Source organism: Bifidobacterium mizhiense, assembly GCF_020884755.1.
GTDB lineage: Bacteria > Actinomycetota > Actinomycetes > Actinomycetales > Bifidobacteriaceae > Bombiscardovia > Bombiscardovia mizhiensis.
The window spans coordinates 20,022-36,310 of the sequence record NZ_BPWE01000007.1; the positions used below are offsets into that span (position 1 = coordinate 20,022).

Below are 16,289 nucleotides of genomic sequence, written 5' to 3' on the forward strand. Positions count from 1 at the left end.
GACTGGTCGCTTACCCCTTGACTGCCCCGGCAACCAGCCCGGAGACGATCCACTTCTGGCAGAAGATGAAGAAGACGAAGACCGGGATCAGGGCCAGGACCGTAATGGTCATGAAGCTGGGCCAATCAGTGGTGAACTGGCCGACCGCGTTGTAGACCTGCAGAACGATGGTGCGCAGGTTGGAGCTGCTGATGAAGACGTTGGCTGTCATGAAGTCGTTCCAGGTCGACATGGTCTGGAAGACCACCACCGTGGTCAGGATGGGCCTGATCAGAGGCAGCACGATGCTCCAGAAGATCCTTAGGGGGCCGGCCCCGTCGATCCTGGCGGCCTCGATGACCTCAAAGGGCAGGGACTGCATGTAGCCCACAATCAGGAAGTAGCAGAAGACCGCGCCACCCAGGTACATGATGATCAGGCCAAGGAGCGTGTTGACCAGCCCCACGCTAGACTCCATCCGATAGAGGGGAATCAGGGTGGACTGGGTGGGGATGACGAAGGCGATCATGAGGATCACCCCGATGACCGAGGTGAAGATCGACTTGCGCAGGATCATCCCGTAGGCAGCCAGGGCTCCGATCAACACCTGGAAGAGGACCCCGAAGAAAGTGACGATCAGGGTGTTGACCAGGCTGCGGACGATGGGCACCGTAGCGAAGGCCCGCGTGTAGTTGCGCAGCGTCCACTGCTTGGGCAGGCCCAGGGGATTGGTGGCCATGTCGGGGATGGTCTTGAAGGTGTTGATCAGGATGTACCAGAGGGGCACAGCGCAGATCAGGGCGATGATCAGCACCACCACGCTTCTGACTGTCGAACGCCGCCGTTCCCGCTGGCTCAGAGTCAGGGTCGAGCTCTTGTTGCTGCTCATTGGAACCTCCTGGAAATCAGGCTGGCGGCACCCATCTGGGCGAAGACCACCAGGGCCGTAGCCAGAGTGAACAGGACCGCCAGGGCCGAGCCCAGCCCATACTGGGACTGGCCGATGCCCTGCTGAATGATGGACTGGGTCACCGTATAAGTGGAGTACCCGGGGCCGCCCTTGGTCATGGTGTAGGGCAGGTCGTAGACCTTGAGGCCTCCTGACATGAGCAGGAAGCTGGAGGTGACGATGCCTGGAATCAGCTGGGGCAGGGTGATGTGGACGAACTGCTGACGGCTGGTGGCCCCATCCACCGTGGCCTGCTCATAGAGGTCGCCGGGAATGGACTGCAGGAAGGCCAGGTAGAGGGTGGCGTGCCAACCGATCTGCGCCCAAACTGCGATGAAGATGACGCAGCAGCGGGCCAGGGTCGAATTGGACAGCCAGGGCACCGGACCCAGGCCGAAGACGCCCAGGATGGTGTTGAAGACGCCTGACTTCATGGGCGAGAAGATGTACTTCCAAACCATGCCCATGATGGCCAGCGATGGCACGCTGAAGAAGAAGAACAGGGAACGGGCGAAGTTGCGGCCCCAGAACTTCCGGTTCAGGGTGACAGCCAGGGGGATGGCGAAGATGGTCACCAGGACCGTCTGGGCCACGGCGTACAGGATGGTGAACACCAGGCCCTGCATGGTCGAGGAATCGGTGAACACGCTGTGGTAGTTCTTCCAGCCCACATAGTGCATGTTCAGGCTGTAGCCGTTGAAGTCGGTCACCGAGTAGATGATGGTCTGCACCAGTGGCACCGCGAAGAGGATGACGAAGACGGCCAGGATAGGCAGGAGGAACCAGAAAGAGGTCAGATCCTGCCGCAGGCCGAGCATGCGCCGCCGATGGGCGTTGGCACGCTCCGAGGCAGATTGGGAAGCCATGATCCAGCCCTTCCTACTTGACCGAGGCCATCTTGTCGTCGATGGCCTTGGCCCACTGATCCAGGTTGATGGATCCTTGGACCAGCTGCTGGGTCTCGGACTGGCGGACGGTGGTCAGCACATCCGGCTTGGCGTAGAAGTTCATAAGCAGGAAGTAGTGGCCCGGCTGCACGTTGGCCCGGTAGACCTGCTCATACTCGGGCTTGACCTTGGCCTTGAACCCCTGGACGGTGATGGCATCCCCGTTGTCGGCCGAACGCTGCAGGGCCCAGCGGCTGTCCATGAAGGTCAGGAACTTCTGGGCTGCCTTGAGCTTGGCGCCCTTGAGGTGGGAGTAGATGGCGTAGGCAGGCGATGGCGATCCCTGGGCATAGTTGACCATGCCCTTCTCCATGAGCGGCATGGGGGCCATGCCATACTTGAGCCCGGACTGGCCGATGGATGGCAGGTCCCAGGGGCCGGTGCAGATCATCGCCACCTGGCCGTTGATGAACTGGGTCTTCATGTCGTCGCCGCTGATGCCGACCGTGTCCCGGGTGACCAGGCCCTGGTCGTAGAGCTTCATCCAGGCCGCAGCCGCCTCGCGCTGGTCGCTGCCTGGCTTTTGCGGGCGGCGGTCGATCAGGCTGGTCACATCGACCTTGTCCCTGTCGAACTGCGAGCCCATGAAGGCATCGGGGATCCTGCTGGGGCCATCGGCGATGGTCTCCAGGAAGGGCGTGACCCCGGCGGCCTTGAGCTTCTTGCACAGCTGCAGGAAGCCATCCCAGGTCTGCGGGACCTCCTTGGCACCCGCCTTGGCCAGCAGGTCCTTGTTGTAGACGATTCCTGAGGCCCAGGAGGACACGGACATGCCGTAGACCTTGCCCTGATGGCTGACGAAGTCCTTGTTGGCCTTGGAGATGTTGCGCATGAAGGGCTCATCGGTCAGGTCTCGCACGTAGCCGTTCTTGATCAGGTCAGCCTTGTTCTCGGAGGTGATGACGAACACATCCGGGGCCTGGTTGCCGACCAGCCGGGTCTGCAGGGTCTGGATGTACTCAGGGGTCGGCGGCGAATAGCTGAAGTCCACCTTGATCCCGGGGTTCTCCTGCTCGAATTGGTCGATGTATGGCCTCATCACCTGTTCGTTGTTCCATGACAGGAAGGTCAGCGTGGTCTTGGATCCGTCAGCGCCACCAGCCCCGCAGGCACCCATGGCCGACACCACCATGCCGACCCCAAGCGCCGCAGCTATGCCCTTCCATGCTCGCTTCAGCTTCATGACTCCTCCTTGCAATCAATCCTCTGAACATCCGTCCGGGCTGTTCAACGTCGAAGCCCGCGAATTGACACGATTCAACTGCTGTCACAATATGGTATAGCACGTTGGTTGAATCGTGTCAATTACATTCTGATAAGGCCACCCGCGTGCCTAAGATAATGGCTGAACCCCGGGAAAGGTGCGAGATGGTGACGATGAGCGATGTGGCCAAGGAGGCGCAGGTCTCTCGAGCCACTGCCTCCTATGCCCTTCGAGGCGATACACGTATAGCGGATGACACCAGGCGCAGGGTTCTGCTCGCCGCCCGCAAGCTCCGCTACTCGGCCAACCTGTCAGCCAGAAGCCTGCGCTCAGGCAAGAGTGGCATCATCGGGGTGGCTATCTTCGAGCTGGACAAGCCCTACCCTGCACAGATGAGTGCGGCCATCTCCCGGCAGATCAACGCCCACGGCATGCAGGCCATCATCCAGCAGACCTCCAACTCCAAGCAGGACGAGGTCTCCATCCTGAGGCATGTGACCAGTCAGCTGTGCGACGGCACCATCTTCAGTCCTGGCAGCATCACCAATGAAGAGATGCAGGAGCTGGCCGACGGCAAGCCTCTGGTCCTGCTGGACGATCCCTCGGCCCAGCCGGTCTTCGATTCGGTCATGACCGCCGGATTCGAGGGAGCCGCTATGGCCGTGCAGCACCTGCTGGACTGCGGATGCCGACGAATAGGCGTGGTGGGTGCCGACATGACGGCCAGCAGCGATCCGGTCCAACGGCACTCGGTTCGCGGTCGCAGGGTGGCCGGCTGCCTGAAGGCTCTGAAGGACGCCGGAATCAAGGCCCGCCCCAAAGACTTCCTGCCCCTGGACCGCTGGGACGGGGAAATGGCACGCGACCTGGGCCATCATCTGGCGGAAACATCCGGCGAGCCCTTTGACGGCATTTTCTGTATGACCGACTCTCTGGCCTTAGGTCTGATCCGAGGATTGCACGAATGCGGCGTGGAGGTCCCCAGGGACCTGGCCGTCGTGGGATTCGACGGCATCCAGGAGGGAGAGTCCTACATACCCTCGCTGACCACTATCAGCACCGACAAGGACGACCTGGCCCGCAAGGCGGTGGATGCCCTGCTGACCCGTCTGCAGGGAAGCGATGAGAATCATCCCCCCACCCGGACGACCGCCGCCTGCCGGCTGGTGGTCCGGGAATCCACAGCCAAGATCCGCTGACAAGATGATAAAAAGGGGTCCGCGCTGCCGTCTCAGCGGCTGCTCGGACCCCTTGCGATTCTGGCGAGAAGCTCAGTCCTGCTTGATCTCGGACTTGTCCTCGGCCCAGAGGGTGTGGAAGGCACCTGGCTGATCCACACGCCCATAGGTGTGGGCGCCGAAGAGGTCACGCTGGCCCTGAATCAGGGCGGCAGGGAGCCTATCGGAACGCAGCCCGTCGTAGTAGGACAGGGAGCTGGCGAAGACAGGGATGGGGATGCCGGCCTGGGTGGCACGGGCCACGACACGCCGCCAGGAATCCTGAGCCTGCTCGACCGCCTGCTTGAAGAAGGGGTCGAAGAGCAGGGAGCCCGGCTCACGGCCAGAGGCGTATGCATCGGAGATCCGGTTCAGGAACTTGGCCCGAATGATGCAGCCGCCACGCCAGATGCGGGCGATGGCACCCATGTCCAGCTTCCAGCCGTAGACCTGGGCACCCTCCTGCATCTCGTTGAACCCCTGGGCGTAGGCCACGATCTTGGAGGCGTAGAGGGCCTGACGGATGTCCTCAATGAAGGACTTGCGAGCCTCGGGATCGGCGGCCAGGTCGGCCATGACGGCCTTGGGCTGCGGCCCCTTCAGGCCCTCCTGGGCCGCTTGGCTGCGCAGCTCGGGCGAAGAGGACAGTCCCCGGGCGAAGACGGCCTCGCCAATGCCGGTCACGGGCACGGCAAGATCCAACGCGGTCTGCACGGTCCAGGTGCCGGTGCCCTTCATGCCAGCCTGGTCGGTGACGATGTCGATGAAGGGCTTGCCGGTGGCAGCATCGGTGTGATGGAGCACTTCAGCAGTGATCTGCACCAGGTAGGAGTTCAGATCCCCCTGGTTCCACTCTTCGAAGACCTTGGCGATGGCCTCGGGCTCCATGCCCAGACCCCGGCGCATCAGGTCATAGGACTCGGCGATCACCTGCATGTCGGCGTACTCGATGCCGTTGTGGACCATCTTGACGAAGTGGCCCGCACCGTCGGTGCCGATGTGGGTGACGCAGGGTTCCCCATCGACCTTGGCGGCGATGGATTCCAGGATGGGCCCCAGGGTCTTCCAGGACTCATCGGTCCCGCCGGGCATCATGGAGGGCCCCAGGAGGGCGCCCTGCTCGCCTCCCGAGACGCCGCAGCCCACGAAGTGCAGCCCGCGGGCCCTGATGGCCTTCTCCCGGCGGATGGTGTCCTTGAAGTAGGCATTGCCGGCATCGACGATGATGTCACCGGGCTCCATCAGGTCGGCCAGGTCGTTGATCATCTGGTCGGTGGGATCCCCGGCCTTGACCATGATGATGGCCGTGCGGGGCTTGGTCAGCGAGGCCACGAACTCCTGCAGGGTCTTGGCCGGAACGAACCGGCCCTCCTGGCCATGATCGTTGATCAGGGTCTCGGTGCGCGAATAGTGGCGGTTGTAGACCGCTACGGTATTGCCGTGCCGTGCCAGGTTCCTGGACAGGCTGGCACCCATGGCGGCCAGACCCACGACTCCGATATTGGCTTGAGCTTGTGTCATCACATCACCTTTCGACGGTAGCCCGGAAAGGCCGGGCACCAGGTTCCATGCCGTCAATTCTATGGCCCGGACTCGATTTGAGCCAGGCTCCCCGGGGTGAGATTCCACTCATTCAGCCCTTGTGGTGCTTGCCGCCCTTGATCTTGCGGGAGGGCAGGACCACGCGCGTCAGCTTGGGAACCGCCCTGGTGGAGACGAACAGGGGCTGCACCTCCACGATGGGGTTGTAGGGAGCCAGGCCGAACCACTTGATCGGCGAGCCCGCCACCTTGCGGATGGCGTACTTGACCTTCAGCGAGAAGGCACCGCGGGAGTCGATCTTGGACTCGGGCATCAGGGCCTTATGAACCAGCACATAGGTGACCGTGCCGATCTGCGGATCCTCGTCCACCTTGGGATAGATGGAGGGCTGCTTGGGTAGCTCGCCGCTGTCAATCAGCTCGTGCATGATCTGGTGCAGGTAGGTGGCCACATTTTGATCCACCTTGAAGCCCAGCCTCATACGCACACGGAAGAGGTAGTTGGTGCCGAAGTTCTCCACCGAATACTTGCGGGTGTAGGGGGCGTCAGTAGTCTGGACCGAGACGGCCCACCAGGCCCGGGCCCGCTTGGGCCGGTTGGCGAAGATGGAGAAGAAGATGTCGGTGTCCAGCCGCCGCATCTCCGCATCCGAGGTCAGATAGACCAGGTTGTCTGCGTAGTAGGGAACGCGGAAGTCGTTGTGGAGCATCTCCAGGGCGGGCAGGCACTCCTTGGCCGTCATATGCCGCCGCTGCGAGCGCTCCACCTTGGTGCCCACGTCCCAGGTGTACATGATGTAGAGGATGGCCGCAGTCAGCAGCATGGTGAACCAGCCGCCGTGCATGAACTTGGCCATGGAGGCCATGAAGAAGAGGATCTGGATGGCCAGGAAGACCAAGGCGAAGAGCAGAGAGAACACGCGCTTGCCGTCGTGCCAGATGTAGTCGGCCAGCAGGACGGTGGTGGTGATCATGGTCACCGTCAGGGCCAGTCCATAGGCGGCCGAGATGTGCTCGGAATCCTTGAAGATGGCCAGCACCGTCAGCGTGGCCGCGCACAGCACCCAGTTGATGGTGGGGATGTAGAGCTGGCCGCGAGTACGCGCCGGGTAGCGTACCTGCAGGTGGGGCATCCAGTTGAGGCCGGTGGCCTCCGAGACCATGGTGAAGGCGCCCGTGATCAGGGCCTGCGAAGCGATGACACCGGCCGTCACCGATAGAAGAACCGCCACGTAGCGCACGGTGGTGGGCATCATCTGGAAGAAGGGGTTGAGCCCGTCCACGCCCTGCAGGGCCTGATTGTCGGTGTTGCGCAGAATCCACGCCCCCTGGCCGAAGTAATTGAAGACCAAGGCGATGTTGATGAAGGGCCAGGTGGCGTAGATGTTGCCACGGCCCACGTGGCCCATGTCGGAGTAGAGGGCCTCAGCTCCCGTAGTCGACAGGAAGACTGTGCCCATGATGGTCAGGCCCACCGGGTTCTGCGGGCTGAAGAGGAAGCGAATCCCGTAGACCGGGTTCAGGGCCTCGAAGATGGACCAGTCGTTGCCGATGCAGTATATGCCAATCAGGGCCAAGAAGGCGAACCAGACCATGACCACGCTGCCGAAGACCTTGCCGATCCGCTCGGTTCCGCGCGATTGGACGGCAAACAGGATCAGGATGATCACGAAGGTGATGACCATGGTCAGGTTCCCGTTTTCACGGAAGATCGGAGTCAGGATGGGGATGGTCTTAAGGCCTTCGACTGCCGAGGAGATGGAGACCGCAGGAGTCAGCACCGAATCAGCCAGGAAGGCTGCACCACCGACCATGGCCGGAATGGCCAGCCATTTGCCGTAGTGCCGAACCAGGGTGTACAGGGCGAAGATGCCGCCCTCGCCCTTGTTGTCGATACGCATGGCCACCAGGACGTATTTGACCGTGGTGATCAGCGTGATGGACCAGAAGACCAGGGAGAGCATGCCCAGCACGGCCGGCCTGTCCACACGGGCCATGCCGCCCTGACCGGCCACGAAGGCCTGCATAGTGTACAGGGGCGAGGTGCCGATGTCGCCGTAGACCACGCCCAAGGCCACGATGCACATGCCCAAGCTGATTCTGTCTGGCGAGGACTGCACCCGCCGCCACCAGCGGCCCAGAGGACCCTTCGGCGGGGTGCGGCGACGCTGGGCCGCCCGTTGGGCCTCGCGCCGAACCCGCTTGAGCTCGTTCTCCTCTTCCCGGGTGCGGGACTTGGCCGAGATCTTGGGAGCCTTGGTGAAGCTCTCCTGAGGAAGTATCGATTCTTTCGTCGGCCGACCTTTACGACGGGCCGTCGTCGGCTTCGCCGCTTTTTCACCGGATAACCGGGGTGGTTCGTCAGCGCCCCTGCCATCATCCTGAGCCGCCAACTCATGCCGCTCATCCGCCATAGAGCCCTCCATCGGCCAATGCCTTCACTCATCTACTTCCGGGTGCCGTATGTTGCTGTTCGCGCACACGTGCGACGACAACCGTAGCACTCTCCCCCCACACCTGGCGGGGGCGATTCAGACCGCGACACTCCATAAGCTTAATCCCGGTCTGGCACCGTCCGTCGGACCTCCCTCACAGGCCATAAACCCGGCGCGTGGTGGTTGCCGTCGCTCGGGCCACCTGATCCAGGGGGCAGTCCAGCGCATCGGCCATGGCACGCAGGGTGTAGGGAATCATGTAAGGGGAGTTGGTGCGTCCCCGGTAGGGCATGGGACTCAGGTAGGGCGCATCGGTCTCCACCATGATGTGATCCATGCCGACCACGGACAGGGCCTGGCGGATTCCCTCGTTGCCCTTGTAGGAGACCGTCCCCGAAAAACTCAGATACCAGCCGTGCTCGGCGGCCACCTGGGCCATCTGCGCATCACCTGAATAGGAGTGGAAGATCGTGCGCTCGGGAGCACCGTCCTCCAGCAGGGTCTCGATAACCTGCCGATGGGCGTCGCGGTCGTGAATCTGCATGGGCAGATCCAGCTCCTTGGCCAGGGCAATGTGGTCGCGGAAGGCCTGCCGCTGGATCTCTTCGGCCCCCTGACCGGTCCGGAAGAGATCCATGCCCGTCTCCCCGATGGCCACCACCTGGTCGGGATATGCGCGGGCCAGGCGGGCTACCTCTTCAAGCGCCTGCTCGAAAGAAACATCATGCCAGGGCTGATATTGCAGCGGCAGTCCATCTGGGCCCGGCACCCCTCGATGGCCGTGCAGGACGGCCTCATTGGGATGGATGGCCAGGGCCGCGTGAACCACCACGGGATGGGCCAGGGCCAGGTCCACAGCCGTCTGCAGGTTGGGCAGCTCGCAGCCCACGTCGATGGCCCCGACCACCCCCACAGCCCTGGCCCTTTCCAGCTGCTGGTCGACTGTGCGGACGGGGACGGGATTCTGCCCGCGCTCCCTGGCCTGCCGGTCCATCTCCTGGGCGAAGGGGACCACAGAGGCCATGTGGGTGTGATCGTCGATGACTCCGACGCCTTCGGGCAGCGGCTCGGGGTCGGGAGCCCAGCTGCGGTCGCGATGATGCTTGCTCATGGTCCACAGTCTAGGAGTTCATGCGGCCCAAACTGCGACCCGCCCGGACGACCGGCTCTGCCAAAAGGAAGGTCGGCAGCTAGAATCACCTCTGACGGCCCTGGGACGGCCGGAACGGAAGAACGAACAAGCACCCGCCGCCTGTCCGCCAGTCCCCCGCCGCCGCGGTACCGTTGCCGTAAGCAGGAAAGGTGGAACATGTCTACGGATTGGCAACCCACGTTCGAGGCGACCAGCGCCTACCTCTTCGTCCACTTCACCGGCCATGAACAGGCCGAGACGGATGAGCAGCTCTACTTCGCCCTCAGCCGCGATGGTCTGCACTGGCATGACCTGCGGGCCCAGGGAGACCCGGTGCTGACCTGGAGCGAGGGCGAGGGTGGTGTGCGCGACCCCTATATCGTCCGTGGACCAGACGGCCTCTTCCATATCATCGCCACCGACCTGTCCGTCTACCACAGGGGCGGCTGGCAGGAGGGCCGGTCCACGGTGGATGGATCCACCGGCCTGGTCATCTGGGATTCGCCGGACCTGGCCCACTGGGACAGACCCCGTCTGGTGGACGTGGCTTCAGCCATACCCAAGGCGGGCATGGCCTGGGCACCGGAGGCCTGCTGGGACGCCGACAGGGAGCAATGGATAGTCTTCTGGGCCACGGCGGCCGCCGACAGCGCCGAGGACCCGGCCGCAGCCGACCTGGCCAACGAGCTGGGCGACGGTATCAACATGTACTATGCCACCAGCACCGATCTGGTTTCCTTCTCCCGCCCGGTCAAATGGATCGACCGCAGCAACGGGATCATCGACACGACCATGCTCAAGGCACCCGACGGCTGGTGGTACCGGGCCTCCAAGGATGACCAGATCACCCTGGAACGCACCCGCAACCCCTATGCTGTCACCCATGAGCTGGTGCGTACCGACGACGACCAGGCCTGGTCATACCTGTCCAACCTGACCGACATCTTTGGCCAGGGACGCTACTCCTCACGGTATCTGGAGGGCCCCGAGCTCTTCCTCTACAACGATGCCGACGCCGCAGGACCCGACGGCCGGGCCATGCCTTTCGGCCTGATCTGCGACCAGTTCGCCGAGGGCCGGGGCTATCTGCCCTTCCGCTGTGCCGATCTGTCTTCCAGAGAGCGGCAGGACTGGGATCTGGTTACAGACATGAACTTCGGCCGGCTGACCAAGCGCCACGGTTCCATCATGCCCATCACCGAGAGCGAGTACCGAATTCTGAAGCGCACCCTGACCCGCTGAGCGGCGGCAGCATGCAGACAGCCATGGCGAAGCTTCTCACGAATACAATCCTATAATCGTGCGTTGGTGCTCCAATAAATGTGTTCACTGGTACCGCAACAGGGGACACGACCAGTAAAACTTAGACCTGGGCTATGAGTGAATCAGATCATGGTATCTTCACTTCTAGTTTTTTTGAAAAATGTTCCTGAAGCTACAGACCCGCTCGGGTCTGTAGCATTAGGTTCCAGTCGTCTTCGATCAGCCCGGCACTTACTTAATCCATTGATCCCGAGTGTGTCTAGGCCCAGAATCCGTAGGTCATATGTGGCGTGGATGTCCCTGGACCAGAAGATCCAGCTCGGGTCCTGACAGACGCTTCAGATCGACACCGTCCGTCGTTACAGCAACCTGGAACCTGGTGCCCCGCACTTCCAGCTCGTAGGTCATAGAGCGCCAGGATGAAGGCAGGTGGGGGTCAATGCTCAGACCGGTTCCGCCCGTGTCCCGCAGACCGCCGAAGCCGCAGACCAGGCTGGACCAGACGCCTCCGCAGGCAGCCAAGTGGATGCCGTCCGTAGTGTTGGCATGGAGATCGTCCACGTCCGTAAACAAGGACCGACGGAAGTACTGCATGGCCAGCTGGCCATGCCCTACCTCTGCGGCGAGAATGGACTGGGAAGCTGCTGACAGGGTCGAATCCCCGGTGGTCAGCGGATCGTAGTAGTCGAAGTCAGCCCGCTTCTGCTCCGGAGTGAACCAGGAGCTGAGCAGATAGAGAGCCATAACCACGTCAGTCTGCTTGAGCACCTTGTGCCGGTAAATGACCAGCGGATGGTAGTGCAGCAGCAGGGGCCTGGCCGTGAACCGATCAAAATGCCAGCGCGGGCGTTGCATGAACTGGGCATCCTGGGCATGGACGCCCTCCTGATCGTCGAAGGGGACGAACATGGCTTGAGCCGCGCTGGACCATTTGTCGGCCTCCTCGTCGTCGAAGTGCAGCCTTTCGCGTATGCCGCCGATTAGATCCGGATGCTTCTCCCGTAGGTGCTGGTAGCCCTTGTAAGCGGCCAGAAGGTTGAATCGGGCCATCTGGTTGGTGTAAAGGTTGTCGTCAACCAGGACCGTGTATTCGTCTGGGCCGGTCACGCAGTGGATGTGGAAGCGGCCGTCCTCCTTGTAACGTCCCAGGCTCATCCAGAGACGGGCCGTCTCCACCAGGATGTCGATGCCCTCAGCCTGCAGGAAGTCTTCATCGCCGGTGACCTGCACATACTGGGCCACCGCGTAGGCGATATCGGCATCGATGTGGTACTGGGCCGTGCCCGTGGGGAAGTAGGCGGAGGCCTCTTCACCATCGATGGTCCTCCAGGGGAAAAGGGCGCCGTTCAGGTTGAGTGCGCAGGCCCTGCGCCTGGCGGCAGGCAGCATCAGATAGCGGTAGTGGAGGACGGCTCTTGCCCGGGCAGGCGCTGAATAAATCAGGAAGGGAAGAATGTAGATCTCGGTGTCCCAGAAGTAGTGGCCACTGTAGCCAGACCCGCTCAGACCCTTGGCACCCACACCGTTCTCGATCTGGGCCGTGGACTGGGCCAGCTGGAAGAGTTCCCAACGCACCATCTGCTGGGTACGACCGCCATCGTCGGCCTGGATGCGGATATCCTGACGCTCCCAGAATCGGTCCAGCCATTCCCGCTGACGCCGCTCCAGCTCCTCCACAGAGAGGGTGCTGACCTCCTCCAGCCGATCTCGGCAGTCCTCGACCAGATTCCTGGTCCCCTCGCCGCGGGTCTGCACGACCAGACCGTTGCCGCTGGTGCCAGCCGGAAGAATGGGGTGGCTGCGGTAGACGGCGTAACGGACCAGACGGGTGGAACCGCCCTTGGGCACGTCCATGCGCCAACCGGAGCCCTCGACAGGCCGACCATCCCTGAACTGCCTGACACCCAAAGCCAGGCTGAGCCGTGAATTATTGCAACGAAAGACCCTGCAATCCGCACTCAGCTCACCATAGACCGCATTGTCCAGCACCTCATGGATTCCACAGCCGTCCACAAAGGTCGACTTGCGGGGGTCGCTGGAGTTGACATGGCGGGGGTTGTCGGCGTTGACCGGGCCCTCGACCACCACAGCCATGTCCCGGTCAGGCGACTCGACGGTCAGCGTGCAGACGCTCAGGCTGCGGTCATACAGACAGACCATGCGGGTGAGCACGGTCTTCAGGTGGATGCCGTGGCCCAGATCGTACAGATTGGTGGTGGTTGCGATTCCGGTTCGGAAGTCCAAACGCTGCGTGGTCTTCTCCGGCCGACCCAAGGGCAGCCCCTCCACCTTGAGGGTGAAATCCGAAGCATCGGGCACCCCTTGGATGAGCTGACCCACTTGGGCGTATCCGTAGGCGCTTTCGGGATGGGCTATACGGAAGGTGTCATGGAAGCCGCTCAGGAAGGTGCCGTTGCCCAGGCAGCGCTCCCCTCCGCCTTCGCCCCTGACACCGACGGAGCCGTTGGTGACCGAGAAAACCGTGGCACTGACAGCATCGGGCCGACCGACCTCGCTCAGACCCCAGTCCTCGACAGGAAAACGATTCTCATCCAGGTCCGGATCCTCCGCCTGTGCACGCTCGCTGGCATCGTCGTCGATCAGCTCGATCAGCTGATCCACCACCAGGTCCGCGCCCGCCTTGAGCAGCTGCTCGCGGCCGGCACCCCTGTTCACACCCACAACCAGGCCGAACCTGCCTGCATGGCCGGCGGCTACACCAGAGAGGGCATCCTCGACCACAACAGCATCCTCATTGCGCAGGCCCAGCACCTTGGCCGCATAGGCGTAGGTGTCCGGGGCCGGCTTGCCCTGAAGACCCATCTCGTCCTTGAGGTTGCCGTCCACCACGGTGTCGAAGTATCCAGCGATTCCAGCAGCTTGGAGGACTTCGGCCGTGTTGCGCGAACTGGATACCACAGCCAGACGCTTCTTGTCGGTGCGCAGGTGCCTGAGCAGATCCACCGTATCCGGGTAAGGATCGATGCCCTTCTGCTTCAGCATCCGCTCAAAGGTCATATTCTTGCGATTGCCGTATCCGCAGACGGTGTCCAGCTGCGGATCGTCATTGGGGCTGCCCCAGTCCAGTTCAATGCCCCTGCTGCGCAGCAGGGCGTCGACACCGTCATAGCGGGGCCGGCCATCCACATAGGCGTAGTAGTCCTGCTCCGTATAAGCCGGGACGTTCGAGGGCAGGACCTGATCAAACAACGCCTTCCAGGCGGCCTTGTGCAGGACGGTCGTGGGCACCAGTACCCCGTCCAGATCGAAGAGCACACAGGCGAATTGGGCAACCTTCATGGTTACTCATCCTATGGGTCTTCCATGACGAAAGAACCCGGCGGTTCGAAGAACCGCCGGGCGAGAAGAGAGAGAAGAAGGGGTTCAGTTATCGGGGCCGCATGACCCCCATCGGCCAGTACTTCAACCGACAGAACAAATATAACCAGCGCTACCTTGGAGGAAGTGCCCGAAAACCTCAAAGTTCTCTGTGAATCACGAATACCATCCCGGGCGCGTCGACTGTTACTTGCTCTGGTCGCCCAACTTGGCTTGCTCGGCCTCGAAACGGGCGCGCTCCTTGGCCTTGCGGCGATCCAGTTGCTCCTGGAAGCGGTCTAGTTCCTCCTGCACAGCCTCCTTGGGAATGCGCGGGAAGATGGGTGTGGGCCGATCGATTGGCGTGCCGTCCTTGAGGGGCTCGCGTGCCCAGAGATGAACGGTCTCCCCCAGCCGGTAGTCGCCGGTGATGATGGGATAGTGGAAGTCGGACCGATCCAGGTCGTCAACCTCCTCGATACGGGGCAGGGGTGAGAAGGTGCCCTTGCCGCCCATGGTCTCCCAGACCCGCTGTGAGGCATGGGGCAGGAAGGGGGCCAGCATGATGTTGGCGTCCAGCACCGCCTGGGCTGCAGTGTGCAGGACGGCGGCCAGACGGTTACGGTCGTCCTTGATCTTCCAAGGCTCCTGGGCGGAGATGTACTTGTTGATGTCACCCACCAGAGCCATGGCCTCGACCAGGGCGGCCTTCTGACGATGGTGTTCGATCAGGGAGCCCACGGTATCGAAGGCCTGCAGGCTGCGGTCCAGCAGGGCACGATCCTCCTCGGTCAGCCAGTCCTCCTCGATTCGGGGGATACTACCGAAGTCCTTGTTGAGCAGGTTGGCCACGCGGTTGACCAGGTTGCCCCAGGAGGCGGCCAGCTCCTCGTTGTTGTGCCGGACGAACTCAGCCCAGGTGAAGTCCGAGTCCGAGGTCTCCGGCCCAGCGATGGAAATGTAATAGCGGACTGCATCGACCGGATAGCGTGCCAGGATATCCTTGACATAGATGACGATGCCCCGCGAGGAGCTGAACTTCTTGCCCTCCATGGTCATGAACTCACTGGCCACCACCTGCTCAGGCAGGTTGAGCTCGCCGTAGGAGCCCGGCTGCCCGCCCTTGGACCCCTTGCCGTTGTATGCCAGAATCTCCGAGGGCCAGATCTGCGAGTGGAAGGTGATGTTGTCCTTGCCCATGAAGTAGTAGCCCAGAGCCTTGGGGTCATTCCACCATTTGCGCCAGGCCTCGGGATCGCCCTGACGGCGGGCCCACTCGATGGATGCCGACAGGTAGCCGATGACGGCGTCGAACCAAACATAGAGCTTCTTGTTGGGGTCATCCACCCAGCCGTCCACAGGTACGGGAATACCCCAATCGATGTCACGGGTGATGGCCCGTGGCTTGACCTCCTTGAAGAGTCCCAGGGAGAAGTTGAGCACGTTGCTGCGCCAGCCCTTGCGGGTCTTCAGCCAGGCCAGATTGGCCTCGGCCAGGGCGGGCAGATCCAGGAAGAAGTGCTTGGACTCCTCGAACCGGGGCGTCTCCCCGTTGATCTTGGATACGGGGTTGATCAGCTCGTCCGGATCCAGCTCGTTGCCGCAGTTGTCGCATTGGTCGCCGCGAGCGCCATCGGCGCCACAGATGGGACAGGTCCCCTCGATGTAGCGATCGGGCAGGGTCCGGCCGGTGGAAGGTGATATGGCCACCTTTTGCTGGCCCTCATAGATGTAGCCGTTGGCCCGGCACTGGCGGAAGAGCTCCTGTACCACCTTCTCGTGATTGCCGGTCGTGGTCCTGGTAAAGAGGTCATAGCTGAGCCCCAGATCGCACAGATCCTTGACAATGACACGGTTGTAGCGGTCGGCGATCTCCTGGGGGCCCACACCCTCGGCGTCAGCCTCCACCAGGATGGGGGTGCCGTGCTCATCAGTCCCCGAAACCATGAGGACATCATTGCCCTTCATGCGTTCGTAGCGTGCATAGACGTCCGAGGGGACGCCGAACCCAGCGACGTGGCCGATGTGACGGGGCCCATTAGCGTAGGGCCAGGCGACGGAAACAAGGATATGACTCATACCAGCAAGATTATCGGCTCAGGCCTACAATCCCCCTGCCCGTCCACAGGACTGCCATCCAGCAAGCAGATTATCCACAAGTGCACAAATTTGGCCTTCCCCCAGATAAACCCGGAACCAGCCATTTACAGTCGAACCATGAATCGAGAACACGTCCTCGGGGGAGTGACGTGGACGCCTACCACTGCCCATGGCGCCAGCCGCACCCTCAGAGCTACAACAAAG

At 62.3% G+C, this 16,289-nt stretch carries 10 protein-coding genes; 2 read left to right on the forward strand and 8 right to left on the reverse strand.

The annotated features are described in order from the left end of the window. Nucleotides 1-10: 10 nt before the first annotated feature. From LPC22_RS08090 to LPC22_RS08100, 3 genes are read right to left on the reverse strand one after another with little or no spacing between them, the layout of a single operon-like run. A complete protein-coding gene (locus LPC22_RS08090; protein WP_121913940.1) occupies nt 11-868 on the reverse strand; it encodes a carbohydrate ABC transporter permease in 858 nt (285 codons plus the stop codon). Further along, nucleotides 865-1,794 carry a carbohydrate ABC transporter permease gene (locus LPC22_RS08095; protein WP_024627793.1) on the reverse strand — a complete coding sequence of 310 codons (930 nt, stop codon included), beginning with the start codon at nt 1,792-1,794 and terminating at the stop codon, nt 865-867. The genes LPC22_RS08090 and LPC22_RS08095 overlap by 4 nt, the downstream gene beginning before the upstream one ends. A gap of 13 nt (nt 1,795-1,807) precedes the next feature. Continuing rightward, nucleotides 1,808-3,058, reverse strand: a complete 1,251-nt coding sequence (locus LPC22_RS08100) for an ABC transporter substrate-binding protein (protein WP_121913941.1) — start codon at nt 3,056-3,058, stop codon at nt 1,808-1,810. 185 nt (nt 3,059-3,243) lie between these two features. On the opposite strand from LPC22_RS08100, the gene LPC22_RS08105 reads away from it, so the two are divergent. Next, nucleotides 3,244-4,278, forward strand: coding sequence for a LacI family DNA-binding transcriptional regulator (locus LPC22_RS08105; protein WP_229133448.1), 1,035 nt, complete (start codon nt 3,244-3,246; stop codon nt 4,276-4,278). 72 nt (nt 4,279-4,350) lie between these two features. Here the strand turns inward: LPC22_RS08105 and gnd are convergent, their stop codons facing one another. The 3 genes from gnd to LPC22_RS08120 all read right to left on the reverse strand — a co-directional run bounded on the left by gnd (nt 4,351) and on the right by LPC22_RS08120 (nt 9,383). Next, nucleotides 4,351-5,817, reverse strand: a complete 1,467-nt coding sequence (gnd, locus tag LPC22_RS08110; protein WP_229133449.1) for an NADP-dependent phosphogluconate dehydrogenase — start codon at nt 5,815-5,817, stop codon at nt 4,351-4,353. Nucleotides 5,818-5,929: 112 nt separating this feature from the next. Continuing rightward, nucleotides 5,930-8,251, reverse strand: coding sequence for a KUP/HAK/KT family potassium transporter (locus tag LPC22_RS08115; RefSeq protein WP_121913944.1), 2,322 nt, complete (start codon nt 8,249-8,251; stop codon nt 5,930-5,932). A 175-nt stretch (nt 8,252-8,426) separates the two neighbouring features. Further along, the gene (locus LPC22_RS08120; RefSeq protein ID WP_229133450.1) at nt 8,427-9,383 is read right to left on the reverse strand and encodes a TatD family hydrolase; all 957 of its coding nucleotides are present in this window, start codon (nt 9,381-9,383) and stop codon (nt 8,427-8,429) included. Nucleotides 9,384-9,581: 198 nt separating this feature from the next. On the opposite strand from LPC22_RS08120, the gene LPC22_RS08125 reads away from it, so the two are divergent. Continuing rightward, nucleotides 9,582-10,646, forward strand: coding sequence for an alpha-arabinofuranosidase (locus LPC22_RS08125; RefSeq protein WP_229133451.1), 1,065 nt, complete (start codon nt 9,582-9,584; stop codon nt 10,644-10,646). Between the two features lie 300 nt (nt 10,647-10,946). Here the strand turns inward: LPC22_RS08125 and LPC22_RS08130 are convergent, their stop codons facing one another. Together LPC22_RS08130 and metG are read right to left on the reverse strand one after the other, a co-directional pair. Continuing rightward, nucleotides 10,947-13,967 carry an HAD-IA family hydrolase gene (locus LPC22_RS08130; RefSeq protein ID WP_229133452.1) on the reverse strand — a complete coding sequence of 1,007 codons (3,021 nt, stop codon included), beginning with the start codon at nt 13,965-13,967 and terminating at the stop codon, nt 10,947-10,949. Between the two features lie 225 nt (nt 13,968-14,192). After that, the gene (gene metG / locus LPC22_RS08135; protein ID WP_229133453.1) at nt 14,193-16,064 is read right to left on the reverse strand and encodes a methionine--tRNA ligase; all 1,872 of its coding nucleotides are present in this window, start codon (nt 16,062-16,064) and stop codon (nt 14,193-14,195) included. Nucleotides 16,065-16,289: the final 225 nt, after the last annotated feature.